Origin of the sequence: Streptomyces acidiscabies (assembly GCF_020010905.1) — a bacterium.
Lineage (GTDB): Bacteria > Actinomycetota > Actinomycetes > Streptomycetales > Streptomycetaceae > Streptomyces > Streptomyces acidiscabies.
Window position 1 is genome coordinate 3,659,531 of record NZ_JAGJBY010000001.1, and the last position, 23,768, is coordinate 3,683,298.

General features: G+C 71.3%; 25 protein-coding genes and 1 riboswitch. Of the genes, 17 read left to right on the forward strand and 8 right to left on the reverse strand.

Annotated elements, in window-relative coordinates:
- The first annotated feature begins 105 nt into the window (after positions 1 to 105).
- Positions 106 to 236, forward strand: a riboswitch (FMN riboswitch).
- 159 nt (positions 237 to 395) lie between these two features.
- From J8M50_RS17005 to J8M50_RS17045, 9 genes are all read left to right on the forward strand, one after another.
- The gene (locus J8M50_RS17005) at positions 396 to 1,004 is read left to right on the forward strand and encodes a riboflavin synthase (protein ID WP_010357959.1); all 609 of its coding nucleotides are present in this window, start codon (positions 396 to 398) and stop codon (positions 1,002 to 1,004) included.
- Complete coding sequence (locus J8M50_RS17010) at positions 1,001 to 1,624, forward strand: nicotinamide mononucleotide transporter family protein (protein ID WP_010357961.1); 624 nt, start codon at positions 1,001 to 1,003, stop codon at positions 1,622 to 1,624. The genes J8M50_RS17005 and J8M50_RS17010 overlap by 4 nt, the downstream gene beginning before the upstream one ends.
- Entirely contained in the window at positions 1,621 to 3,012 is a 1,392-nt protein-coding gene (locus J8M50_RS17015) for a bifunctional 3,4-dihydroxy-2-butanone-4-phosphate synthase/GTP cyclohydrolase II (protein ID WP_010357962.1), read from the forward strand. The genes J8M50_RS17010 and J8M50_RS17015 overlap by 4 nt, the downstream gene beginning before the upstream one ends.
- Positions 3,009 to 3,494, forward strand: coding sequence for a 6,7-dimethyl-8-ribityllumazine synthase (gene ribH, locus J8M50_RS17020; RefSeq protein ID WP_010357963.1), 486 nt, complete (start codon positions 3,009 to 3,011; stop codon positions 3,492 to 3,494). Before J8M50_RS17015 ends, ribH begins: the two co-directional genes overlap by 4 nt.
- A gap of 33 nt (positions 3,495 to 3,527) precedes the next feature.
- On the forward strand, positions 3,528 to 3,800 hold the full coding sequence (locus J8M50_RS17025) for a phosphoribosyl-ATP diphosphatase (RefSeq protein WP_010357964.1): 273 nt from the start codon (positions 3,528 to 3,530) through the stop codon (positions 3,798 to 3,800).
- 44 nt (positions 3,801 to 3,844) lie between these two features.
- Positions 3,845 to 4,702 (forward strand): ATP phosphoribosyltransferase, encoded by an 858-nt coding sequence (gene hisG / locus J8M50_RS17030; protein ID WP_010357965.1) that lies wholly within the window; start codon positions 3,845 to 3,847, stop codon positions 4,700 to 4,702.
- Positions 4,703 to 4,713: 11 nt separating this feature from the next.
- Complete coding sequence (locus tag J8M50_RS17035) at positions 4,714 to 5,154, forward strand: PH domain-containing protein (RefSeq protein WP_010357967.1); 441 nt, start codon at positions 4,714 to 4,716, stop codon at positions 5,152 to 5,154.
- 215 nt (positions 5,155 to 5,369) lie between these two features.
- On the forward strand, positions 5,370 to 6,695 hold the full coding sequence (locus tag J8M50_RS17040) for a hemolysin family protein (protein WP_010357968.1): 1,326 nt from the start codon (positions 5,370 to 5,372) through the stop codon (positions 6,693 to 6,695).
- A complete protein-coding gene (locus J8M50_RS17045; protein ID WP_010357969.1) occupies positions 6,692 to 7,741 on the forward strand; it encodes a hemolysin family protein in 1,050 nt (349 codons plus the stop codon). Before J8M50_RS17040 ends, J8M50_RS17045 begins: the two co-directional genes overlap by 4 nt.
- Before the next feature lie 110 nt (positions 7,742 to 7,851).
- On the opposite strand, the gene J8M50_RS17050 is transcribed toward J8M50_RS17045, so the two are convergent.
- Positions 7,852 to 9,714 carry an AAA family ATPase gene (locus tag J8M50_RS17050; protein WP_010357970.1) on the reverse strand — a complete coding sequence of 621 codons (1,863 nt, stop codon included), beginning with the start codon at positions 9,712 to 9,714 and terminating at the stop codon, positions 7,852 to 7,854.
- 450 nt (positions 9,715 to 10,164) lie between these two features.
- Positions 10,165 to 10,767, reverse strand: coding sequence for a uridine kinase family protein (locus tag J8M50_RS17055; RefSeq protein ID WP_050987361.1), 603 nt, complete (start codon positions 10,765 to 10,767; stop codon positions 10,165 to 10,167).
- A gap of 139 nt (positions 10,768 to 10,906) precedes the next feature.
- Between J8M50_RS17055 and J8M50_RS17060 the strand changes: the two genes are divergently transcribed.
- The 3 genes from J8M50_RS17060 (at position 10,907) to J8M50_RS17070 (ending at position 13,191) form a co-directional block, all read left to right on the forward strand.
- Positions 10,907 to 12,235: a C39 family peptidase gene (locus tag J8M50_RS17060; protein ID WP_010357972.1), complete on the forward strand. Its 1,329-nt coding sequence runs from the start codon at positions 10,907 to 10,909 to the stop codon at positions 12,233 to 12,235.
- 46 nt (positions 12,236 to 12,281) lie between these two features.
- Complete coding sequence (locus tag J8M50_RS17065; protein ID WP_010357973.1) at positions 12,282 to 12,422, forward strand: SCO1431 family membrane protein; 141 nt, start codon at positions 12,282 to 12,284, stop codon at positions 12,420 to 12,422.
- Between the two features lie 106 nt (positions 12,423 to 12,528).
- Positions 12,529 to 13,191: a TetR/AcrR family transcriptional regulator gene (locus tag J8M50_RS17070; protein WP_010357974.1), complete on the forward strand. Its 663-nt coding sequence runs from the start codon at positions 12,529 to 12,531 to the stop codon at positions 13,189 to 13,191.
- Between the two features lie 60 nt (positions 13,192 to 13,251).
- Here J8M50_RS17070 and J8M50_RS17075 read toward each other — a convergent pair whose 3' ends face one another.
- Positions 13,252 to 13,431, reverse strand: a complete 180-nt coding sequence (locus J8M50_RS17075; RefSeq protein WP_075661823.1) for a hypothetical protein — start codon at positions 13,429 to 13,431, stop codon at positions 13,252 to 13,254.
- A 215-nt stretch (positions 13,432 to 13,646) separates the two neighbouring features.
- Entirely contained in the window at positions 13,647 to 14,108 is a 462-nt protein-coding gene (locus tag J8M50_RS17080; protein WP_010357975.1) for a hypothetical protein, read from the reverse strand.
- A gap of 265 nt (positions 14,109 to 14,373) precedes the next feature.
- Between J8M50_RS17080 and J8M50_RS17085 the strand changes: the two genes are divergently transcribed.
- The 4 genes from J8M50_RS17085 (at position 14,374) to fxsA (ending at position 18,580) form a co-directional block, all read left to right on the forward strand.
- Complete coding sequence (locus tag J8M50_RS17085; RefSeq protein WP_010357977.1) at positions 14,374 to 14,814, forward strand: Lrp/AsnC family transcriptional regulator; 441 nt, start codon at positions 14,374 to 14,376, stop codon at positions 14,812 to 14,814.
- A 103-nt stretch (positions 14,815 to 14,917) separates the two neighbouring features.
- Complete coding sequence (locus J8M50_RS17090; RefSeq protein WP_010357978.1) at positions 14,918 to 16,507, forward strand: amidohydrolase; 1,590 nt, start codon at positions 14,918 to 14,920, stop codon at positions 16,505 to 16,507.
- A gap of 607 nt (positions 16,508 to 17,114) precedes the next feature.
- The gene (locus tag J8M50_RS17095; RefSeq protein WP_010357979.1) at positions 17,115 to 17,939 is read left to right on the forward strand and encodes a polyprenol monophosphomannose synthase; all 825 of its coding nucleotides are present in this window, start codon (positions 17,115 to 17,117) and stop codon (positions 17,937 to 17,939) included.
- 80 nt (positions 17,940 to 18,019) lie between these two features.
- Positions 18,020 to 18,580: an FxsA family membrane protein gene (gene fxsA, locus J8M50_RS17100; protein WP_010357980.1), complete on the forward strand. Its 561-nt coding sequence runs from the start codon at positions 18,020 to 18,022 to the stop codon at positions 18,578 to 18,580.
- 123 nt (positions 18,581 to 18,703) lie between these two features.
- Here fxsA and J8M50_RS17105 read toward each other — a convergent pair whose 3' ends face one another.
- The 4 genes from J8M50_RS17105 to yczE all read right to left on the reverse strand — a co-directional run bounded on the left by J8M50_RS17105 (position 18,704) and on the right by yczE (position 22,253).
- Positions 18,704 to 19,078 (reverse strand): RNA polymerase-binding protein RbpA, encoded by a 375-nt coding sequence (locus tag J8M50_RS17105; RefSeq protein WP_010357981.1) that lies wholly within the window; start codon positions 19,076 to 19,078, stop codon positions 18,704 to 18,706.
- 266 nt (positions 19,079 to 19,344) lie between these two features.
- Positions 19,345 to 20,685: an MFS transporter gene (locus tag J8M50_RS17110; protein WP_010357983.1), complete on the reverse strand. Its 1,341-nt coding sequence runs from the start codon at positions 20,683 to 20,685 to the stop codon at positions 19,345 to 19,347.
- A 39-nt stretch (positions 20,686 to 20,724) separates the two neighbouring features.
- Positions 20,725 to 21,492 (reverse strand): glycerophosphodiester phosphodiesterase family protein, encoded by a 768-nt coding sequence (locus tag J8M50_RS17115; RefSeq protein ID WP_010357984.1) that lies wholly within the window; start codon positions 21,490 to 21,492, stop codon positions 20,725 to 20,727.
- Positions 21,489 to 22,253, reverse strand: coding sequence for a membrane protein YczE (yczE, locus tag J8M50_RS17120; RefSeq protein ID WP_223786217.1), 765 nt, complete (start codon positions 22,251 to 22,253; stop codon positions 21,489 to 21,491). Before yczE ends, J8M50_RS17115 begins: the two co-directional genes overlap by 4 nt.
- On the opposite strand from yczE, the gene J8M50_RS17125 reads away from it, so the two are divergent.
- Positions 22,252 to 23,751, forward strand: a complete 1,500-nt coding sequence (locus J8M50_RS17125; RefSeq protein ID WP_010357987.1) for an SCO1417 family PLP biosynthesis transcription factor — start codon at positions 22,252 to 22,254, stop codon at positions 23,749 to 23,751. The genes yczE and J8M50_RS17125 overlap by 2 nt on opposite strands.
- The last annotated feature ends 17 nt before the right edge of the window (positions 23,752 to 23,768 follow it).

Sequence of the window (23,768 nt, forward strand, 5' to 3'; positions counted from 1 at the left end):
GGGCGTTCCATACCCAGAGTGCCGGAATGCTTCCTGTGAGCCACCCCACACGCTTCACCCGTATGGACGACGGTCCGCCGTGGCACACTGACCGTGTACCTAAAGCAGCGCACTCCGGGGTCGGTGAAAGTCCGAACCGGCGGTTACAGTCCGCGACCCGATCGCTTCCAGTGATCGGTTGACCAGGTGGAATTCCTGGACCGACGGTTAAAGTCCGGATGGGAGGCAGTGCGCGGCGGGTTTACGCACCTCTGGTGCGCCGCCGTACGTGCGCTCGTCCGAGGACGAGTGCGTACGTGTGTCCGGCGTCCCCCTGTGTGCTTGCGCCCGTGTTCTCTGTCGTCTCTCGACAGGCCCCGGAGTCCGTGCCCGATCGTGGCAGGAGGACCCGGGAAGTGTTCACCGGAATCGTTGAAGAGCTGGGTGAGGTCACCGCCGTCGAGACCCTCGACGACGCGTCCCGGTTCAGGCTGCGCGGCCCTGTCGTCACCGACGGCGCGAAGCACGGCGACTCCATCGCCGTGAACGGGGTCTGTCTCACCGTCGTCGAGCACGAGGGCGACGAGTTCACCGCCGACGTGATGGCCGAGACCCTCGACCGCTCCAGCCTCGGCGCGCTCACCGTCGGCTCCCGCGTCAACCTGGAACGCCCGATGGCCCTCGGCGCACGCCTCGGCGGGCACATCGTGCAGGGCCACGTCGACGGCACCGGCCAGGTCCTGGCCCGTACGCCGTCCGAGAACTGGGAGATCGTCAAGGTCTCGCTGCCCGCCGAGCTCTCGCGGTACGTCGTCGAGAAGGGCTCGATCACGGTCGACGGCATCAGCCTCACGGTCGTCGAAGCCGCCTCGGACTACTTCACCGTCAGCCTCATCCCGACGACCCTCGACCTGACCACGCTCGGGCGCAAGCAGCCCGGCGAGCCGGTCAACCTCGAAGTGGACGTCGTCGCGAAGTACGTCGAGCGCCTGATGGGCGACCGGGTTCCGGGAGCTGAGAAGTGAACGGGCTCAACTCCGAGGCGTTCGTCCTGTTCGACCAGCACATCATCTGGTCGGACATGATCGGCAATATCCTCGGCCTCGTCGCCCTCGCGCTGGGCTGGCGCCGCCACCTGCTGACCTGGCCGGTCCAGTTCGCCTCCGGCCTCATCCTGTTCAGCGCCTTCTACGGGCACCTCGCGGGCAGCGCCGGCAAGCAGGTCGTCGTCATGGCGGTCGCCGCGTACGGCTGGTGGCAGTGGAGCCGCAACCGGGCCCAGGGACGCATCGTCCCCCGCTTCGCCTCCTGGAACGAACGCGGCGCGATGATCGTGGCCGGTGCGGCGGGCACGGTCGCCGTCGCCCTGATCTTCAAGGCCAACCCGAGCCTCTCCTGGGACCCCTGGCCCGACGCGTACATCTTCGTCGGCACGCTCGTCGCCATGTACGCGCAGGCCAAGGGCATGGTCGAGTTCTGGTTCGCCTGGCTCCTGGTCGACGCCGTCGGCGTCCCCCTCAACTTCGCCAACGGCTACGCCTTCTCCGGCTTCGTCTACGTCATCTACGGCGCCCTCGTCCTGTGGGGCATGCGCGACTGGTGGCTGCGCTCACGCCGGACCGCGCTGGAAGGAGTCCCCGCATGAGCACGGCAACCGTCCTCTACGACACCGACACGGACGACCTCACCCTCGACCCGGTCGCCCAGGCCATCGCGGACATCGCCGCTGGGCGCCCCATCGTGGTCGTCGACGACGAGAACCGCGAGAACGAGGGCGACCTCGTCGTCGCCGCCGAGAAGATCACCCCCGAGATCGTCGCGTTCATGATGAGCGAGTGCCGGGGACTGATCTGCGCGCCGATGGAGGGACCGGACCTGGACCGGCTCAAGCTCCCGCAGATGGTCGAGGACAACACCGAGCAGATGAAGACCGCGTTCACGGTCTCCGTGGACGCCTCCGCCGCGCACGGCGTGACCACCGGCATCTCCGCCTCCGACCGCGCCACCACCCTCCGGCTGCTGGCGCAGGGCACAGGCGACTCTCAGGAGAGTGGCCAGGTTCAGGCCGACGACTTCGTCCGTCCCGGCCACGTCTTCCCCCTCCGCGCCCGCCCCGGCGGCGTCCTCGTCCGCAACGGGCACACCGAAGCCGCCGTCGATCTCGCCCGCCTCGCGGGGCTGCGGCCGGCCGGGGCGATCGTCGAGATCGCCGGGGAGGACGGCCGGATGCTGCGGCTGCCCGAGCTGATCCCGTTCGCCCGTAAGCACGGCCTGACGATCATCTCCATCGAGGATCTGGTCGAGTACCGCAGGGCCAGGGAACTCGCCGAGACCACCGGCCTCACGAGCGTCGGCTTCAGCGAGCTGAACACCCTCACACCCGCCCCGGAGAAGACCCCCCTCGTCCACCGCGAGGCCGAGACCCCCCTCCCCACCCCCCACGGCACCTTCACCGCCTACGGCTACCGAGCCGCCGACGGCATCGAGCACATCGCCCTCGTGCACGGCGAGATCGGTGACGGCCAGGACGTACTGGTCCGCCTCCACTCGGAGTGCCTCACCGGTGACGTCTTCGGTTCGCGGCGCTGCGACTGCGGCCCTCAGCTGGACGCCTCGCTGAAGCGCGTCCAGGAAGAGGGCCGAGGGGTCGTCGTGTACCTGCGCGGACACGAGGGACGCGGGATCGGCCTGCTCCCCAAACTGCGGGCGTACGAACTCCAGGAACAGGGCCACGACACCCTGGACGCCAACCTGGAACTCGGCCTCCCGGCCGACGCCCGGGACTACGGCGCCGGCGCCCGCATCCTCACCGACCTCGGCGTCCGCACCGTACGCCTGATGACCAACAACCCCGAGAAGACCGCCGCGCTCGCCCGGTACGGCCTGACCGTGAGCGGCCGGGAACCGGCCCCCGTGCAGGCCGGCGAGCACAACATCCGGTACCTGCGCGCGAAGCGGGACCGGATGGGACACGACCTGCCCTGGCTGGAAGCGGCCGGCGGCGACCAGAAAGCGACCGGAGGAGAGAAGTGAGCGGCAAGGGCGCACCGGAACTGTCCGTACGCAACGCGGGTGACCTGAGGGTCGCCGTCGTCGCGGCGCAGTGGCACGAGAAGGTGATGGACGGCCTGGTGGACGGCGCTCTGCGCGCCCTGCACGACCTGGGCATCGACGAGCCGACCCTGATCCGGGTCCCGGGCAGCTGGGAGCTGCCGGTCGCAGCGAAGGTCCTCGCGGGCCGCGGCTACGACGCGATCGTGGCGCTCGGCGTCGTCATCCGCGGCGGCACCCCCCACTTCGAGTACGTCTGCCAGGGCGTCACCCAGGGCCTCGCCCAGGTCTCCGTGGAGACCGGCGTCCCGGTCGGCTTCGGCCTCCTCACCTGCGACACCGAGGACCAGGCCCTGGACCGCGCCGGGATCGCGGGCTCGAACGAGGACAAGGGCCACGAGGCGGTGACCGCGGCGCTCGCGACGGCGGCCGTCCTGCGTTCAGTATCCGAACCGTGGCACTGACCCGAAAGAGCCTCGGGCTAGAGTGACCTCACCATGTCCAAGAAGACGTTCGAGGAGCTGTTCACCGAGCTCCAGCAGAAGGCCGCCACCGGCGACCCCGCCACCTCCCGCACCGCCGAACTCGTCGAGAAGGGCGTTCACGCCATCGGCAAGAAGGTCGTCGAGGAGGCCGCCGAGGTCTGGATGGCCGCCGAGTACGAGAGCAAGGACGCGGCGGCCGAGGAGATCTCGCAACTCCTGTACCACGTCCAGGTGATGATGGTCGCCCGCGGAATTTCGCTGGACGACGTCTACAGCCACCTGTAAACCGCGTCACCCCACCACCCACCCGAGCAAAGGAAGCCGACCTCATGCTGCGCATCGCCGTCCCCAACAAGGGTTCCCTCTCCGGCCCTGCGGCGGACATGCTGCATGAGGCCGGCTACCAGCAGCGCCGCGAGTCCAAGGAGCTGCGGGTCGTCGACCCGGTCAACGAGGTGGAGCTGTTCTACCTCCGCCCCCGCGACATCGCGATCTACGTCTCCTCCGGCCGCCTCGACATCGGCCTCACCGGCGAGGACCTCCTCGTCGACTCCGGCGCGAACGCGGAGGTCATCCTCCCGCTCGGCTTCGCCCGCTCCACGTTCCGCTTCGCCGCCAAGCCCGGTACGGCGACGTCCGTGGCGGACCTGAACGGCAAGACGGTCGCCACCTCGTACGAGGGGATCGTCGCCAAGTACCTCGCCGACAACGGCATCGACGCCTCCGTCGTCCACCTCGACGGCGCCGTGGAGACGGCGATCGAGCTGGGCGTCGCCGAGGTCATCGCCGACGTCGTGGAGACCGGAACGTCCCTGCGGAACGCGGGACTTGAGGTCTTCGGCGAGCCGATCATGAAGTCCGAGGCGGTCGTGATCCGCCGGAGCGGCGCCGACACCGAGGACGCTGCTGAGCTGAAGGTCCAGCAGTTCCTGCGCCGCCTCCAGGGCGTTTTGGTCGCCCGGACGTACGTGATGATGGACTACGACTGCCGCGTCGAGCAGCTGGAGAAGGCCGTCGCGCTCACGCCGGGCCTTGAGTCCCCGACCGTCTCCCCGCTGCACAACGAGGGCTGGGTCGCCGTCCGCGCGATGGTCCCCACCAAGGAGGCGCAGCGCATCATGGACGACCTGTACGACATCGGCGCGCGCGCGATCCTCACGACGGCCATCCACGCCTGCCGGCTCTGAGGGACCGCACGATGCCTGATCTGCCCGTCACCTTCCGGCCCGGCCGAACCCGCGCGGTACTGCTCGGGTCCGGTGTGATGATCTTCCTCACCATCTCCGCCGTGGCCCTGCTGCTCGAACAGCTCGGCCCGGGGGAGCGGCTCAGCTTCATCGTCACGGGCGGCCTCGTCTTCTGGGTCCTCGCGATGCTCTCCCGGGTCCGCGTCGTCGCCGACGAGGCCGGGGTCACCGTCGTCAACATCGTGTCGAGGCGGCGCCTGGACTGGGCCGAGATCCTCCAGGTCAACCTCCGGCCGGGCGACCCGTGGGTGTTCCTGAACCTCAGCGACGGCACCAGCCTGCCCGCGCTCGGCATCCAGCCGGGCTTCGACAAGAAGCAGGCCATCACCGACGCGAGCGCCCTGCGCGCACTGTCCGAGGCCCGCTCGATCCGGGACCCCGAGAACTCCTAGGGCGACATCCGGGTCGCCGGGCCTGCCGCTGAGGCCCCTGTCTTGATTAATCTGGTGGCGGAGACACATCCCTCGCGTCTCCGCCCCTGTCGTACCGTGCCCCGGTGGACAGGGGGACACCTGCTATCCGAGGAGTGACTCCCTCCGGCAATGGACGGATCGTCCTGTAGTACCTGCGCCGCCCCCTTCCCCCTCCCCCCGGAGGCGGCGGCATCATGACCACCCCCCTGCTGCTCCTGGCGGCTGCGTTCGTCCTGATCCTGGCCAACGGCTTCTTCGTGGCCGCGGAGTTCGGACTCGTCACCGTGGAGCGTCCGGACGCCGAGAAGGCCGCCGCCGAGGGCGACAAACGCGCCCGTACGGTCGTGGAGTCGCTGAAGGAACTCTCCTTCCAGCTCTCCGGCACCCAGCTCGGCATCACCATCACGTCCCTCGTCGTCGGCATGCTCGCCGAACCGGCCCTCGCGCAGCTTCTCGACGGCCCGCTCGCAGCGATCGGTGTGCCCGAAGGCGCCGTCTCCGGCGTCGCCGTCGTCGTGGGCATGCTCCTGGCCTCCGCGATCCAGATGGTCATCGGCGAACTCGTGCCGAAGAACTGGGCGGTCTCCAAGCCGCTCCAGGTCGCCCGGTTCGTCGCCGGACCGCAGCACGCGTTCTCCCGGCTCTTCCGCCCGGTGATCGCCGCCCTCAACACCGTCGCCAACCGCCTCGTACGGGCGCTGGGCGTCGAGCCCACCGACGAGCTGGCCTCGGCCCGTACCCCCGGTGAACTCGTCTCCCTGGCCCGGCACTCCGCGCAGGCGGGCGCCCTGGAGCAGGACACGGCCGACCTGTTCGTCCGTACCCTGTCCCTGGCCGAGCTGACCGCGCAGCACGTGATGACACCCCGCGTGAAGGTCAGCGCCCTCCAGGCGTCGGCCACCGCCGAGGACGTCGTCAACCTGACCCGCGCGACCGGCCTGTCCCGCTTCCCCGTCTACCGCGAGAAGATCGACGAGATCGTCGGCATGGTCCATCTGAAGGACGCCCTCGCAGTCCCGGTCCACGACCGGCTGCGCACCCCGGCGAGCCGTATCGCCCGCCCGGCCCTGCTGGTCCCCGAGACCCTCCCCGTCCAGCCCCTGCTGGGCCGGCTGCGCCGCGAGCAGCCCATCGCCGTCGTCGTCGACGAGTACGGCGGCACCGCCGGGGTGGTCACCCTGGAGGACATCGTCGAGGAGATCGTCGGCGAGGTCCGCGACGAGCACGACGGGCAGGACACGCCCGAACTCGCCGCCGCCCCGCCGGAGGACGGACGGCCCGCGTGGGACGTCGACGGCAGCTGCCGCGTCGACACGCTCCAGCGCATAGGGCTCACGGTCCCCGAGGGGCCGTACGAGACGGTCGCCGGCCTCGTCGCCGACCTCCTCGGCCGTATCCCCGCCGTCGGCGACCGCACCGAACTCCCCGGCTGGCGCCTGTCGGTACGCCGCGTGGGCCACTACCGGGCCGAGCGGGTGCGCGTGGTGCGGACGGGCGTCGTCGTGGAGGTCGCGCGATGAGCCTCCTGCAACTCCTCTTCGCCGCGCTCCTCGTGCTGGCCAACGGCTTCTTCGTCGGCGCCGAGTTCGCGCTCGTCTCCGTACGCCGCTCCCAGATCGAACCGCTGGGCACGGCGCGGGCCCGCCAGGTGCTGTACGGGCTTGAGCGGCTGCCCCAGATGATGGCTGCGGCCCAGTTCGGGATCACGATGTGCTCGCTGACCCTGGGCGCGGTCGCCGAACCGACCGTCGCGCAGCTCCTGGAGCCGGTCTTCGAGTGGGTCCACCTCCCGCACGGCATGATCCACCCCCTCGGGTACGTCATCGCCCTCGCGGCGGTCGTCTTCTTCCACCTCGTCATCGGCGAGATGGTCCCGAAGAACCTCGCGATGGCCGCCCCCGAGAAGGCGGCGCTCTGGCTGAGCCCCGGCCTGGTGTGGTTCGCCCGCTTCTGCAAGCCGATCACCATCGCCCTCGGCGCGGTCGCCCAGGGCATCCTGCGCCTCTTCCACGTCGAGCCCAAGGACGAGGTCGAGGCGGTCGTCACCAGCGAGCAGCTCAACCGCCTCCTGGAGGACTCCGGCCAGGCGGGCCTCCTCGGCCCCGAGGAGCGTGAACGCCTCGAAGACGCCCTGGAGTTGGGCTCCCGCCCGATCACGGACGTCCTGCTGAAACGCGAGGCACTGGTGACGGTGACCCCGGCGGTCACCCCGGGCGAGATCGTCGCCCTGACGGCCCGTACGGGGTACTCCCGCTTCCCGATAGCCGCGGAGAACGGCGCCTTCATGGGCTACCTGCACGTGAAGGACGTCCTGGACCTGGAGGACTCGGAACGAGCGGCGGTCCCCCAACACCTCTGGCGCCCGATGACGACCTTGCGCTCGGAACTCCCGCTGGACGACGCCTTGACGGTGATGCGCCGAGCAGCAACGCACCTGGCCCAGGTGGCGGACGGGTCGGGGAAGGTGCTGGGTTTGGTGGCGCTGGAGGACGTACTGGAGACGCTGGTGGGGGAGGTAACTGACCCGGCGCACAGGGAGGTGCCGGAGAAGGCGCTGGCAGGCTGACGCAGACAGGGACCCGCGCCCTGTTTTTTAGGGGCGCGGGGAACTGCGCGACAAGCCACAGCGCACCCGCAGCCGCCCGACGACGGAACCTCCCCGCCCGGTAGGCACGGTCACATCGCCGACGGATCCTGGGGCCCTCTCCCCGACAACACTTCCCCATACGCCTGCATCAAGTCGGCCAACCGCAACGTCGACAGATCGTCCCGCGACAGCGGACCCGTATACATCGACAACCGCAGATCCCGGTACGCACAACTCTTCTCGTACAGCGTCCGCAGGAACCGCCCGTTCCCCAGCTCGTCGATCCACCCCTGCTCCACCACATGCCCCGCGATGGACCGCAGCTCGTCGAGGGCCTCCTCGTCCCACACGTCCCCGTTCTCCGCCGCCAACACCTCCCCGATGGAGGTGAGTTCGAGCGGTCGGTAGGAGGGGAAGTCGACGCGAGAAGTGAACCGGGACGACAGCCCGGGATTCGCCGTGAGGAGCCGGTCCATCCCCTCCGGATACCCCGCGAGGATGACGACGAGGTGATCCCGGTTGTCCTCGGCCCGCTTCAGCAGCACCTGGAGCGCCTCGTCCCCGTACGCATCCCCTTTGCCGTACCCGGAGTTGGAGAGCGAGTACGCCTCGTCGACGAAGAGGACACCCCCCAGCGCGGAGTCGATGAGTTCGTTCGCCTTGACGGCGGTCTGCCCGAGGTACTCCCCGACGAGGTCGGCCCGCTGGGCCTCGACGAGGTGATCCCCGCCGAGGAGCCCGAGCGCGTAGAAGACCCGCCCGAGGATGCGCGCGACGGTGGTCTTGCCGGTGCCGGAGGGCCCGGAGAAGACGAAGTGTCGTTTCGGCGGCTGGACGGGCAGCCCCTGACCGGCGCGCAGCCGGGCCATGTTGAGCTGCGCGGAGAGCGCCTTGACCTGCCGTTTCACGGGTTCGAGCCCGACCATGCGCTCCAGCTCGGCGAGCGCCTCCTCCAGTAAGACGGGGTCGGCGGGTCCGGGCGGCAGCGTGGAGGCGACGGACTTCTCCCGCGCCCCGGGTTCGGAGACGGGCGGCAGCGGTACGACGGGAGGCAGCTCGCCGGGGTCGGTGAGCTTCAGGTCCCGCCCCTCCGTGCCGAACAGCGGATCGAACCCGTCGGCCGCGTCGACGCTGTCCTGCCCGAACCCGGTGAGGGTGATCGCGGCGAGGTCGGCGGAGTCGTCGTACCCGTCGCCCTCGGAGATCGCGGCGAGCCGCGCGGACGTGTCCATGAACGCGGCGTCGACGCGGTGGACGGCGCGGTAGAGGGGGAGCGCGGCGGCGGAGCGCCCGGTGCCCTCGTGCGCGCGGGCGAGCCAGTACCGGAGTTCCTTGCGCTGCGGCTGTTCGCTGCGGCAGCGCATGAGCGCGGTGGAGAGCAACGGCTCGGCCTGGCCGTACATTTCGAGCCGGACGCGGGCCATCCCGCCGAACAGCCCCGCCTCGATGCCGAGCAGCGGATCGTCGAGCAGCGGGTCGGTGTGGCGCGTCAACTGCTCCCAGTCCTTGACCAGATAGGCCCGGCAGGCGTGCAGGAACCGCACCTGGTGGTCGGTGTCGACGGGCGGCAGTCCGGCGAGCGCCCGGTCCAGTTCGGGGACATGGCGTCCGTCGAGCCAGTGCGAGGCGTGCGCGAGCAGTAGATCGCGCGGGCTCTCCAGCACGGGCTGCACCCACCAGCCCAGCCAGTACCAGGAGTTGAGGGTCCGGCGGTGCCGGGTGCGCTGTTCGCCGAAGCGGTCGCGGTGCCGGAACATCCGCAGCAGCGCGGTGGTGGTGTCCACGCGCAGCGCGTGCAGCCCGAGCCAGCCGTCGGCCATGCCGGGGTCGATCCGCACCGCGGTGCGGAACTCCTCCTCGGCCTGCGGATAGGCGCCCATCGTGTAGGCGTCCACGCCTCGCAGCCAGGCGAGGTCGGCCGGGGCGTCGGGGCCCCGGGTGCCGAAATCCATCACGTCCCCCACAAACCGTGCCCCCGTCGGATGGCCGGTGGGCCGTCGCCCGCCGGCTGCCAGAGCCGAACCGCTGTGCATCAGACCGGAGTTGAGAGCATCCGCCGGTAGGTCGCACCGCCTGCATCGTACCCGCGTGGGAGGGGTCGGCCGTAGGGTGCCGCACCGGACGTTTGACGAGGTGGGAGCAGATGGGGCGCATCCGGGACGGTGACCCTGGGTGAGCGGAAGGCGCCGTTCCACGGCCGGAGAAGAGGCTCACGGACCGGGGGAGGACAGAACGAAGCCCCCGATCACGGGGGAACAACCGGGGGCTTCGCGTCTTCGGGCGGCTTCGAATGCCGCACATTGAGAACGTAAGTCCTGTACGGCCCCTCGGTCAAGCCGAGTTGAAGCAGTGAGACGCATTCTTCCGCAAGGCCCTTCACCGTTTCACCACAACATGGGCGTTTAGCTACGCTGTGTGACATCCCGGTACGGACCAAGCGCTCCCGAGGGCCCCGGCAGCACCTCGTACCCCTGAGATGTCTGCCGTACCAGGAGATTCGCGGAAGGTCGTGTGGGGTCTTCGGCGAAATGCGCCCGCTCCGCGCCGACCCAGCCGTCCCAGAACTCCCGCTGTTCCACCCCGTCCCGCGCCCGCCCCCGCGCCCAGGCGCGCTCCTGCTCCAGCTCCATCCACAGCACCGCCGCGAGATACGGCCGCAGCGCCCGCCGCCCGGCCCCGACGCCCTCGATCAGCACCACGGGCGCGGCGGGCAACGCGCGAGGCGGCCCGAAGGCGCGCGCCCGCCAGTCGTACGGCGCGTACGAGGCGTCCTCCCCCCGGCGCAGCGGCCCGACGACCCGCGTCAGCACCCGCTCCGTCCAGCCGAACAGCTCCTCGTGGCTCGCGACGTCGTCGATCCGCAGCACCGGCGCTCCGCCCAGCTCCCCGGCCAGCCACCCCGCGAACGTCGACTTCCCCGACCCCGCGTGCCCGTCCACGCCGACCAGCCGGACCGGCCCGCAGGAGGGCGGGAGGCGGCGCAGGAGTGCGGCGAGCTGGTGGATGGCGGGTCCCGGGTGTCGTACGGAGTAGGGGAGTAGGGGGGAGGTCAGTCTAGGTCGCGCCCATGTCGGTGCCGGACACCGCGGACGCACGGGGTCATAGTGGGCGGACAGTCCGCCGAATCCCCGGGGGTGCCGTCCCATGAGCAACGCCGAGCAGCCGTCCCGCCGGACCGTCCTCGCGGCCGTCGTCACCGCCGCCGCGACCGTGACGGCCGCCGCCTCCCCACCCTCGCCGCGCACGGTCGACTTCCGGGGGTGGGTGTCGCACGGCGACTGGTGCGCGGGGGACGCGGACGGGGTGGCCGTGGCCGGGGGAGCGCGGCCCGGCATCGTGATCGGGGACGCGGCCGGTACGGCGCCGTACACCGACCCGCACACCGGGACCACCGCCGACTGGGAGTACGCGACCTGGACCTCACCGGCGTACCGGTTCGCCGTGCCCGCGACCGAGGTGATCGCCTCCTGGAACGCCGACACCCCGCCGGGCACCTGGCTCCAGACCGAACTGACCTGCACGTACTCCGACGGCGCGCCAACTCCCTGGTATGTCATGGGCCGTTGGGCCTCAGGCGACCAGGACATCAGACGGACCTCCGTCGACGGCCAGAAGGACGGCCGCAGCACCGTCTGGACGGACACCCTCGCGATCGACGACCCCGCGAGCGGCCCGCGCCTCACCGCGTACCGCCTGCGCCTGACCCTCCACCGCAGGCCGGGCACCCGCCTCACCCCGACGGTCTGGCGCGCCGGCGCGATGGGCTCCGACGTACCCGACCGCTTCACCGTCCCGGCCTCAACTCCCGGACTGGCAAGGGAGTTGATCGTCCCGCGTTACTCCCAGGACATCCACCGGGGCCAGTACCCGCAATACGACGGCGGCGGCGAGGCCTGGTGCAGCCCCACCTCCTCGCAGATGATCGTCGAGTACTGGGGCGGACGTCCCACCGCCGAGCAACTCGCCTGGGTGGACCCGTCGTTCACCGACCCCCAGGTCTGCCACGCCGCCCGCCACACCTACGACTTCCAGTACGAGGGCTGCGGCAACTGGCCCTTCAACGCCGCCTACGCGGCCACGTACGCCGGACTCCAGTCCGTCGTCACCCGGCTGACCTCCCTCACCGACCTGGAGACCCTGATCGCGGCCGGCATCCCGGCGATCACCTCGCAGTCGTTCAGGAAAGAGGAGTTGACCGGCGCGGGGTACGGGACGGCGGGGCATCTGATGACGGTGATCGGGTTCACGCCGGACGGTGACGTGATCGCCAACGACCCTGCCTCGCCCACGGATCAGGCCGTGCGGCGGGTCTACCGGCGGCGCGAGTGGGAGAACATCTGGCTGCGCACCAAGCGGTACGCCGCCGACGGCAAGGTCTCCTCCGGCAGCGGGGGCGTCTGCTACCTGTACTTCCCCGCGCGGCCCGACGGCCGGCAGCGTGCGGCCCTCGCGGCGGTCGGCGTCACCGTGTGAGCAAGCTCTCGGCCGCAAATGCCCTGAACAATGTCAAGGTGGACGAATGACAGCGAACTCTGCCACCACCGCTCAGGTCCGCACCGGAGGTCCCCGGGAGGACGGCCCGAAGGTCGTCGAGCACGTCCTCGGCTGGGTCCTCGTCGCGGTCGTCGCGATGCTGGTCACCCAGCTGGGCCTGTTGTGACACATGCTGGTGGGGTATGCCGGATGCGTTAGCCGGTGTGACCTGACCCACGCTTGACCTGACATACTGCGGTGGTCCCGCCACAGCCCGAGACCAGGGTCGAGTCTTGAACATCAGTGCACAGCGCGACGCCGCCCGTCCCAAGGCCCGCGGCACCGAACGCTCGTTGGCGCGCCGCGCCGAACTCATCTCCATCGGGCGGAAGTTGTTCGCCGACACGTCCTACGACGCGCTCTCGATGGACGACATCGCGCGCCAGGCGCACGTCGCCAAGGGGCTGATCTACTACTACTTCCAGTCCAAGCGCGGCTACTACCTGGCGATCATCCAGGACTCCGTCGCCGACCTGGTCACCTTCGCCGCCAGCGGCATCGAACTGCCCCAGGTGGACCGCGTCCACCGCACGATCGACAGCTACCTGCGCTACGCCGAGCACAACCAGGCCGCCTACCGGACGATCGTCAGCGGCGGAGTCGGCTTCGACGCCGAGGTGCACGGCATCCGGGACGGGGTGCGCGAGGCGATCGTCGCGACCATCGCCGAGGGCGCGTACGGCCGCATCGACATCGAGCCGATCGCCCGCATGGGGCTGCTGTCCTGGGTGTGCAGCGTCGAGGGCGCCGCACTCGACTGGATCGACCGCGAGGGTCCCCTGTCCCGCGACGACATGCGGGGGTTGCTCGTGAAGACGCTGGGCGGGGTGTTCCGCGCGATCGAGGAACTGGCCCCGTCCTGCCCGGCACCGAAAGAGGCCCGGCGGGAGGACTGAGGGGGCAACTGGGCTCGCGGGGCGGGGAGTTGAAGCCACCGCGCGCTGAACACCCCTCGCCTACCGCCCCGCAGGGAACTCGTCCCCCGGCAGTCCGCCGAACTGCCCCGGCCGTACCTGCGGCGCCGCCAGCCTGCTCCACTCCGGGTCGTGGTGGCCCGGCAGGGTCCGCCCCCGGTCGGCCCAAGTCCGCATCAGCGCGAGGTAGATGGGCGGGTCCGGCGGTGACGGTGACTCCACACCGGCCGGTAAGAACTCGAAGGGCGTAGGAGCGAACCGCTGCCGATGCCGGCCCGGTGTCGAATATGTGGGAGTCATACTTTGGCAACGCCGCGAGCCGCGTGGAGGTCACGGCCGCGCCGGTCGGGCGTCAGTTCGTGAGGTGCCCCGGTCCGGGTACGGCGACCGGGGCGGCGACGAACCGTCAACTCCCTTGAGAGCGACGCGCGTTGAGATCAGGCGGCGCGCCGGACCGTCGCCGACACCTGCGCGGGCCGCACCAGGTACACCGGACGCGAACCGGGCCCACCGACGTGCGAGAACGGCTGGGTACGCCAGTCGAGCCCCTGGGGGAGCGTCAGCACCGGCGCGATGTCCTGCGTCCGCTCCTGCAACACCTCGTCCGCGGACCGGGCGTCCGCCGCCGCGCGGCCGGTCCCGGCGCAGACGGTGAGCCCGAACGGGTTCCACGGCGAGGCGCACAGCGCGTGCTCCGGCAACACCTCCTGGTCCGCCAGCAGGGCGATCGGCTGCACGCAGTCCGGGCAGACCACCCGGAGCAGGTCGGCGTCGTCGTACGCGTCGAACTCGTCGTCCCCGTAACCGTCTTCGTCCGGATCGACACCCTCCGGAACGAGCTCGACGACGGGCTGGAGCCGCTTGGGCGCGGTACGACCAGGGCGGTTGGCACTCTGCATGGGATTCTCCCCCTCGGGCTGGGGCCGTTCAGGCGCTGCGGCCTCGACCACAGCAAGCACTTCCCAGTCCGTCTCGGCGGTAATCACGGCGGCATCACGGAGCGCGTTCGAGTGGTGTGGCATTCGTCACATGCCACCGGGAGATGTCAGGTCGGCCGGACACCGCCCCAGGGGCCCCCGCCGCCCCACCCGTACATCACGAACAGGCTATGACCTGCGCCGTATAGGTATACGAAGAGTTCAAGCGCACTGTAGGTTCAGCGGCATGGAGGAGCTGGACCGACAGATCGTGCAGCTGCTCGTCAAGGACGGGCGGATGAGCTACACCGACCTGGGCAAGGCCACGGGCCTGTCCACGTCTGCCGTGCACCAGCGGGTGCGGCGGCTTGAGCAGCGGGGCGTGATCCGCGGGTACGCGGCCGTCGTCGACCCCGAGGCCGTCGGGCTGCCCATGACCGCCTTCATCTCGGTCAAACCCTTCGACCCCAGCGCCCCCGACGACATCGCCGACCGGCTCTCCGGCGTGCCCGAGATAGAGGCGTGCCACAGCGTCGCGGGGGACGAGAACTACATCCTGAAGGTCCGGGTGGCCACGCCGCACGAGCTGGAGGAACTGCTCGGCAGGCTGCGGGCGCTCGCGGGGGTGTCGACGCGGACGACGGTGGTGCTGTCGACGCCGTACGAGGCCCGGCCGCCGCGGATCTGAGGGCGCACCAGTACGGCGGACGATCTGATCGTCGTACGGGCTACGGCTCTTCGGCCCGCCCCCTGCGTGCCGCGCTGTCAGTGCCGGGCGGGACACTGTCCCCATGAGTGAGCGCACCCCCGACCCCCAGACCGTCCTGCTCCGCCGAGGAGAGGTCCACAGCCCCGCCGACCCGTTCGCGACCGCGATGGTCGTCGAACGCGGGCAGGTCGCCTGGGTCGGCTCGGAGGGCGCGGCGGACGCGTTCGCGGACGGGGTCGACGAGGTGGTCGACCTGGACGGCGGGCTCGTCACCCCCGCGTTCACCGACGCCCACGTGCACACCACCTCCACCGGCCTTGCCCTGACCGGCCTGGACCTCTCCGACGCCCCCTCCCTGGCCGATGCCCTCGCACGCGTACGCGCGTTCGCCGAGGCCCGCCCCACCGACAAGGTCCTCCTCGGACACGGCTGGGACGCCTCCCGCTGGCCCGACGGACGCCCGCCCACGCGTACGGAGCTGGACGAGGCGACCGGCGGACGGCCCCTGTACCTGTCCCGCATCGACGTCCACTCGGCCGTCGCCACGACCGCGCTCCTCGACCTCACGACCCTGGGCCGCCCCGAGGGCCCCCTCACCGCCGACGCGCACCACGCGGTCCGCGCGGCGGCGTTCGCGGCCGTGACGCCGGACCGGCGCACCGAGGCCCAGCGCGCCGCCCTCGCGCACGCGGCGTCCCTCGGCATCGGCTCCGTCCACGAGTGCGCCGGCCCCGAGATCTCCTCCGAGGACGACTTCACGGGCCTGCTGAAACTCGCCGGGGAGTTCGCCGGGCCCCGTGTCGTCGGCTACTGGGCCGAGCAGGACGTCGCCAAGGCCCGCGAACTCGGCGCGATCGGCGCGGCCGGTGACCTCTTCGTCGACGGCGCCCTCGGCTCCCACACGGCCTGCCTGCACCAGCCGTACGCCGACGACACCGGCACCGGCCTCGCCTACCTGGACACGGGCGCCGTCGCCGCGCACGTCGTCGCCTGCACCGAGGCGGGGCTCCAGGCGGGCTTCCACGCGATCGGCGACGCCGCCGTCACCGCCGTCGTCGAGGGGTTCCGCACGGCCGCCGAGAAGGTCGGCCTCGCGCGCGTCCGCGCCGCCCGGCACCGGGTCGAGCACGCGGAGATGCTCACGCCGGACACGATCACCGCGTTCGCGGAGCTGGGCCTGACGGCGTCCGTCCAGCCCGCCTTCGACGCCCTGTGGGGAGGCGAGGACGGCATGTACGCGCACCGCCTGGGCGCCGAGCGGGCCCGCAGCCTCAACCCCTTCGCCGCGCTCCTGCGCGCCGGCGTCCCCCTGGCCTTCGGCTCCGACTCCCCGGTCACCCCCCTCGACCCCTGGGGCACCGTCCGCGCCGCGGCCTTCCACCACACCCCCGCCCACCGCGTCTCCGTCCGCGCCGCCTTCACCGCCCACACGCGGGGCGGCTGGCGAGCCACGGGCCGCGACGACGCGGGCACCCTCGTCCCGGGCGCCCCCGCCGACTACGCCGTCTGGCAGACCGACGAACTGATCGTCCAGGCCCCCGACGACCGCGTGGCCCGCTGGTCGACGGACCCCCGCTCGGGAACCCCGGGCCTCCCGGACCTGACCCCGGGCCGGGACCTGCCGGTCTGCCTGCGGACGGTGGTCGGGGGCCGGACGGTGTTCGAGAGGTGAGGGGGCTCCGTACGGCTGTGCGCCCGCCCGGGTGACCCCGCCCCCCTCCCCGCCCCAAGATCACCCGTCTGCGCGGGCTCGCCCCATGGTGGCCATCTCCCCTCTGACCAGCGCGTTGAGGAGAGAAGCGCAGGTCGAGCGGGTGTTGACAGTGGGCGGCGGGGGACCGGTAGGTTCGGCCGAGTCCACTGCCGGACGCCCCTTCGGAGAACCTCCGGGACTCGCCGCGGCGCCACTGGGTCAGGGACGGTGCACTGCCGAGGGCACCGCCACTGGGAGCCAGGCCCAGCGCTCGCACAGCGGCGACGGAACGTTCCGCCGAACGGGGAGGTGCGACCCGGGTGGGGCCCGGCGTTCAGTAGACAACGGCTTTCGGTCGACCCGCAGCCAGCGGGCCCCTGGTCGGCCCGAAGGGCGCCGGGCCTCCACCCGCAGAGTTAACCTCGCGCATCCCCCGCGTACACCGCGAAGTCGGGGAGCGGGGCGAGCGGGCGTGCAGTCTTACCCCACTCTTGGGGATTCGACACCACTGTATGCATGATCCGGCATGTCGCCGCAGACAGCGGCCACTATGGTGGTCCCCTGCGTACGACTTGAAGGGGTAGCGGTGAACGACGGCGACGGGACCTCGGCACAGGACCGCGGCAAGCGGTTCGGCCCGCTGGGCGAGACCTTGGTGATCATTCCGACCTACAACGAGGCGGAGAACATCAAGCGCATCGTCGGCCGGGTCCGCGAGTCGGTCCCCGAGGCCCACATCCTCGTGGCGGACGACAACAGCCCCGACGGCACCGGAAAGCTCGCGGACGAGCTGGTGGCCGAGGACGATCACGTGCACGTGATGCACCGCAAGGGCAAGGAGGGCCTCGGCGCCGCCTACCTCGCGGGCTTCCGCTGGGGCATGGAGCACGGCTACGGCGTCCTGGTCGAGATGGACGCGGACGGCTCCCACCAGCCCGAGGAGCTGCCCCGCCTGCTGACCGCGCTGAAGAGCGCCGACCTGGTCCTCGGCTCCCGCTGGGTCCCCGGCGGCCGGGTGGTGAACTGGCCGAAGTCCCGCGAGTTCATCTCCCGCGGCGGCAGCTTCTACTCCCGCCTCGCGCTCGACCTCTCGCTGCGCGACATCACCGGCGGCTACCGCGCCTTCCGCCGCGAGACCCTCGAAGGGCTCGGCCTCGACGAGGTCGCCTCCCAGGGCTACTGCTTCCAGGTCGACCTGGCCCGGCGCGCGGTGAAGGCCGGGTTCCACGTCGTCGAGGTCCCGATCACGTTCGTCGAGCGCGAACTCGGCGACTCGAAGATGAGCCGGGACATCATGGTCGAGGCGCTGTGGCGGGTCACGGCGTGGGGCGCGTCGGAGCGGGTCGGCAAGATCACCGGCAAGGGCGGCAAGCCGGCGCCCGCGCGCCGGGTGGAGGGGCAGCAGCCGTAACCGCTGCCGTGGGGGTGGGTCGGCTTGGGTCGATCCTTGCCCTTATGCCGCTCTGAGCCGCTTCCAGGCACACTGGAGGCATGACTGGCGCATCGACCCCCACGTCCCCCGTCCGGCCCCCACGCTCCCGCCTGCGGACGTTCCTGCCGCTCGGGATCGCGGCCTGGCTGGTGCTGGAGATCTGGCTGCTGACCGTGGTGGCGAAGGCGGCGAGCGGTTTCGTCGTCTTCCTGCTGCTGGTGGCCGGGATCGTCCTGGGCGCCGCGGTCATCAAACGCGCGGGCCGCAGGGCCTTCCGGGCCCTGAACGAGGCCCTTCAGCGAGGCGGCTCCCCCGCGGAGACCGGCGGCGGCAACGGCTTCATGATGCTGGGCGGCCTCTTCCTGATGCTCCCCGGCCTGATCTCCGACGCCCTGGGCCTCCTCCTGCTGATCCCCCCGGTCCAGAAGGCCCTCTCGGCCTACGCGGAACGCACAGTGACCCGCAGACTGAGCACGACCACCCCCGGCACCCTGGGCGACGCCTTCCAGCAGGCCCGCATCCACCGCCCCGACGGCAAGGTGGTCCAGGGCGAGGTGATCAGGGAGGACGGCACGAAGCCGGACACCCCGAGGGACGAGCGCCCGCCGCTGACGTACTGAGCCTCACGCACCACGACGAAACAGGCAGCCGAAAGACCGCGGGCGCCGTACGCAACCTCACGTACGGCGCCCGCGGTCATCGAAACTGACGCACGCTGAAAAGTCGGCCCGACCCTCGCAGAGCTACGCCGACTTACGGCTGTCCCGGGGATGCACCGCAAGGTTCATCGCCCCGGACCGCAGTACAGCCAGCCGCTCCTCAAGAACCTCTTCGAGTTCCTCGCGGGTGCGCCGCTCCATCAGCATGTCCCAATGCGTACGCGCAGGCTTGGCCTTCTTCTCCTCAGGGCCATCACCGTCCACGAGGAGTGCCTGGGCTCCGCAGACCTTGCACTCCCACTCCGGCGGGATCTCCGCCTCGACCGAGAAGGGCATCTCGAAGCGATGCCCCTTCTCGCATGCGTACTCCACGGCCTGGCGCGGGGCCAGGTCGATGCCGCGGTCCGTCTCGTAGCTGGTCACCACGAGGCGCGTGCCGCGAAGAGCTCGCTCACTCATGAATCGTGCCTCCCGGGCTTGTCGCCCACAGGACAGGTGTCGCTGTCGTCGTCATCCGGTCAACGTCCGGTCGGCGGTAAAGATTCCCGTTCCGGGTCATGCGTCGCCGTCGTAGCCGCAGCCTTCTCAATCAGTGCAATACCCACCAGCGCCCGCTTTGTCACATCTGTTCAGAGATAGAACCCAGCGTTTCGGCATCTTTGACGCGCAGTAACGGTACGCCTGGCAGGCCAAACGCGTACACTACCGCCCTTTCGCCCTGAGCGCTAAATCTTCTCGGGTACGGGATTCCCCGCGTCGCGGATCGCCCGCCCCACCGCAACCCTCGCGAGCAGCACGAACCCGATGGCGAAGAAGGCCACGAGGGAGATGATCGCGTCCCGGTAGCTACCGGTCAGTTGGTAGGTGACGCCGAAGAGCAGCGGGCCCAGCCAGCTCATCCCGCGGTCGCTCATCTCGTACGCGGAGAAGTACTCGGCCTCCTTCCCGGGCGGCACCAGGTGGGAGAAGAGCGAGCGGGACAGGGCCTGGCTGCCGCCGAGAACCATCCCGATGGCGGCGGCCAGCAGGAAGAAGCCGACGGGTTTCCCGGCGGGCAGGAAGTAGCCCGCGCCCAGGGTGAGCGTCCAGGCGACCAGTGAGCCGAGAATCGTCCGCTTGGCGCCGTACGTCCGGGCGAGGCGGCCCATCCCGAGGGCGCCCGCGACCGCGAGCACCTGCACCAGCAGGACGGCCACGATGAGCGTGGACTGGCTCAGGCCCAGCTCCTCGGAGCCGTACACGGACGCCTGGGAGATCACCGTCTGGATGCCGTCGTTGTAGACCAGGTAGGCCAGCAGGAAGGCGAGGGTCAGCCGGTGGCGGCGCATGTCGCGGATCGTCGCCGCGAACTGCCTCAGGCCCGGCGCGGACGCGCCCGCGCGCGGGGCCGACGGCCGGTCGCGCAGCCGCAGCAGGGGGATCAGCGTAAACCCGCCCCACCACAGGCCCGCCGAGGCGAGACAGATCCGTACGGCCGTCGACTCGGACACCCCGAACGAGTCGTGCGCCAGATACAGCACCAGGTCGACGACCAGGACGATCGACCCGGCCGCGTACCCGAACGCCCACCCGCGCGAGGAGACCGCGTCGCGCTCCTCGGGGCCGGCGATCTGGGGCAGGTAGGCGTTGTAGAGCATCATCGACACGGCCTGGGAGGCGTTCGCGACGATCAGCAGCAGCCCGCCCAGCAGATAGCGGTCGCCGTCCAGGAAGAACATCCCCAGCGTGGCCGCCGCCCCGGTGTACGCCGCGATCCCGAGGAGCGGCTTCTTGCGGCCCGAGCGGTCGGCCGCCGCACCCACCAGCGGCATCAGGACCACGGCCACGATCACCGACAGGGACACCGAGTACGCGAAGAACGACCCCGCGCGCACGGGCACGCCCAGCGGATGGACGTACCCGTCGGCGTCGGCGGCCCGCTCCGCGACCGACGTCAGATAGGGGCCCAGGAACACCGTGAGGACGCTCGTCGAGTAGACCGAGCACGCCCAGTCGTAGAAGTACCAGCCGCGCTGCTCGCGCCGCCGGTCCGTGGTGTCGGCCACCAGGGTGCCGGTGCTCCCCACCCGTGCCTCGCTTCCCCGTCGGACCGCCGCGCGGGGGGCTCAGACCCAGACGCCCCGCTCCTCCATGACCTCGCGCAGCGTGTCGATGTGATCGGTCATGATGCCATCCACGCCGAGGTCCAGAAGCCGGTGCATGCGCGCGGGTTCGTTCACCGTCCATACGTGGACCTGGAGGCCGTGCGCGTGCGCGAGGCGCACGAAGCGCCGGTCCACCACCTGGATGCCCGACTGCACCTCCGGCACCTGCGCGGCGACCGCCGAGCGCCGCAGGGCCGCGGGCACGCCCCAGGACCGCAGCCGCAGGTTCAGTACCCCACGGGTGCCGTACGACGTCGCCAGGCGCGGGCCCGCCAGGCGCTGGGCGCGGATCACGCGGGCCTCCGAGAAGGAGCCGACGCAGACGCGGTCCCAGGCGTTCGCGCGGGCGATCAGGTTGAGCAGCGGGTGCATCGCGGGCTCGGCCTTGATGTCGACGTTCCAGCGGACCTCCGGGAACGTCTCCAGCAGCTCCTCGAGGAGCGGTACGGGTTCCCGGTCGCCCACGCGCGCGAGCGCGACGTCCTTCCACGGCAGGTCGGCGATCCGTCCGGCGCCGTCGGTGACCCGGTCGAGCGTGGAGTCGTGGAAGGCGACCAGCTTGCCGTCGCGCGTGGCGTGCACGTCCGTCTCGATGTACCGGTAGCCCAGCTCCACCGCGCGCCGGAACTGCGCCACGGTGTTCTCCAGGCCGTCCGCGGCGCCGCCGCGGTGCGCGAACGGGATGGGTCCCGGGTGGTCGAGGTACGGGTGGCGTACGGGCGTGGTCACCGCGGCAGTATGGCCCCCTCCGGTGTCCCGGTGGCAACGGCCGCGCTGCCGCGCGGTGCCTGCCCGACGGCGAACACCTTCAGGAACACCTGCGCCAGCGGCCCGATCGTCAGCGCGTACAGCACCGTCCCGGCCCCGAGCGTCCCGCCCAGCGCGAATCCGGTCGCCACCACGGTCACCTCGACCGCCGTCCGCATCAGCCGGATCGACCGGCCGGTACGCCGGTGCAGCCCCGTCATCAGCCCGTCCCGGGGTCCGGGACCGAACGCCGCCGCGATGTACAGCCCGGTCGCCACACCGTTCAGGGCGATCGCCCCGACCATCAGTGGGATGCGTACGGCGAGGCCGTGCGCGTCGGGGACGAGCGCGAGGGTGGCGTCCATCGCGAGGCCGATCGCGAAGACGTTGGAGACCGTGCCGAGCCCCGGGCGCTGGCGCAGCGGGATCCACAGCAGCAGCACCAGCGCGCCCACGACGATGGCCACCTCGCCGATCGTCAGGCCGGTCAGCTCCGCGAGGCCCTGGTGGAGCACGCCCCAGGGCTCCAGACCGAGCCCCGCGCGCACCAGGAGCGCCGAGCTGGCGCCGTACAGCGCGAGACCGACGTAGAGCTGGACTAGGCGGCGTCCTAGACGGTGGCGCCCGGGTGAGGCGGACAAGGGGGACCCCCTGGTAGTGGAAGTGGACTGGTGCGTGTCACTCTGTGGGCGGGAAGGACGGTGCTTCCATGGCCAATTCGGGGAAGGTGGACTGATCTTCATGTCGCAGTGGACCTCGGCGGTGGGGCCCGCGCAGCTCGCACGGCTGCTGACGTCCCAGCAGGAGCGTCCGGCCGGGCCCGGCACCCGCCGCCCGCCCGCCTACCGGGCGCTCGCCGACGGCGTACGCCTCCTCGTCCTGGAGGGCCGTGTCCCGGTCGCCGCGCGCCTGCCCGCCGAACGCGAACTGGCCCTCGCGCTGTCCGTGAGCCGTACGACCGTCGCGGCGGCCTACGAGGCGCTGCGCGCGGAGGGGTTCCTGGAGTCGCGGCGCGGGGCGGGCAGCTGGACCGTCGTGCCCGCCGGGAACCCCCTGCCCGCGCGCGGGCTCGAACCGCTCGCCCCCGAGGACCTCGGGTCGATGATCGACCTGGGCTGCGCGGCCCTGCCCGCGCCCGAGCCGTGGCTCACCCGGGCCGTCCAGGGCGCCCTGGAGGAGCTGCCGCCGTACGCGCACACGCACGGCGACTACCCGGCGGGACTGCCCGCCCTGCGCGCGATGATCGCCGAGCGGTACACCGCGCGCGGGATCCCCACCATGCCCGAGCAGATCATGGTGACGACCGGCGCGATGGGCGCCATCGACGCGATCTGCCACCTCTTCGGCGGGCGCGGCGAGCGGATCGCCGTCGAGTCGCCGTCGTACGCCAACATCCTCCAGCTCATGCGGGAGGCGGGCGCGCGGCTGGTGCCCGTCGCGATGGCCGAGGGGCTCGCCGGGTGGGACATGGACCGCTGGCGGCAGGTGCTCAGGGAGGCCGCGCCGCGCATCGCCTACGTGGTCGCCGACTTCCACAACCCGACCGGCGCGCTCGCCGACGACGACCAGCGGCGCCAACTGGTGGAGGCCGCCCGGTCCGCAGGGACGGTGCTGGTGGCCGACGAGACGATGACCGAGCTGTGGCTCGACGAGGACGTCTCGATGCCGCGCCCCGTCTGCGGGTTCGACCCCGCCGGGTCCACTGTGATCACCGTCGGCTCGGCCAGCAAGGCGTTCTGGGCCGGGATGCGCATCGGCTGGGTGCGCGCCGCCCCGGACGTCATCCGCAGCCTCGTCGCCGCGCGCGCGTACGCCGATCTCGGTACGCCGGTCCTGGAGCAGCTCGCCGTCAACTGGCTCTTCTCCACCGGTGGCTGGGCGCAGGCCGTCGAACTGCGGCGCATCCAGGCCCGTGAGAACCGCGACGCCCTCGTCGGTGCCCTGCGCGCCGAGCTGCCCGGCTGGGAGTTCTCGGTGCCCCGGGGCGGGCTGACGCTGTGGGTGCGCACCGGGGGGCTGTCCGGGTCGCGGGTCGCCGAGGCGGGGGAGCGGGTCGGGGTGCGGGTGCCGTCCGGGCCGCGGTTCGGGGTGGACGGGGCGTTCGAGGGGTATGTGCGGCTGCCGTTCACCGTGGGGGGTGCGGTGGCGGACGAGGCGGTGGCGCGGCTCGCTGCGGCGGCTCGGCTGGTGGAGAGCGGGCGGTCGGGGGGCGGGGAGGCGCCTCGGACGTTCGTGGCGTGACATGAGGGAATGACGTA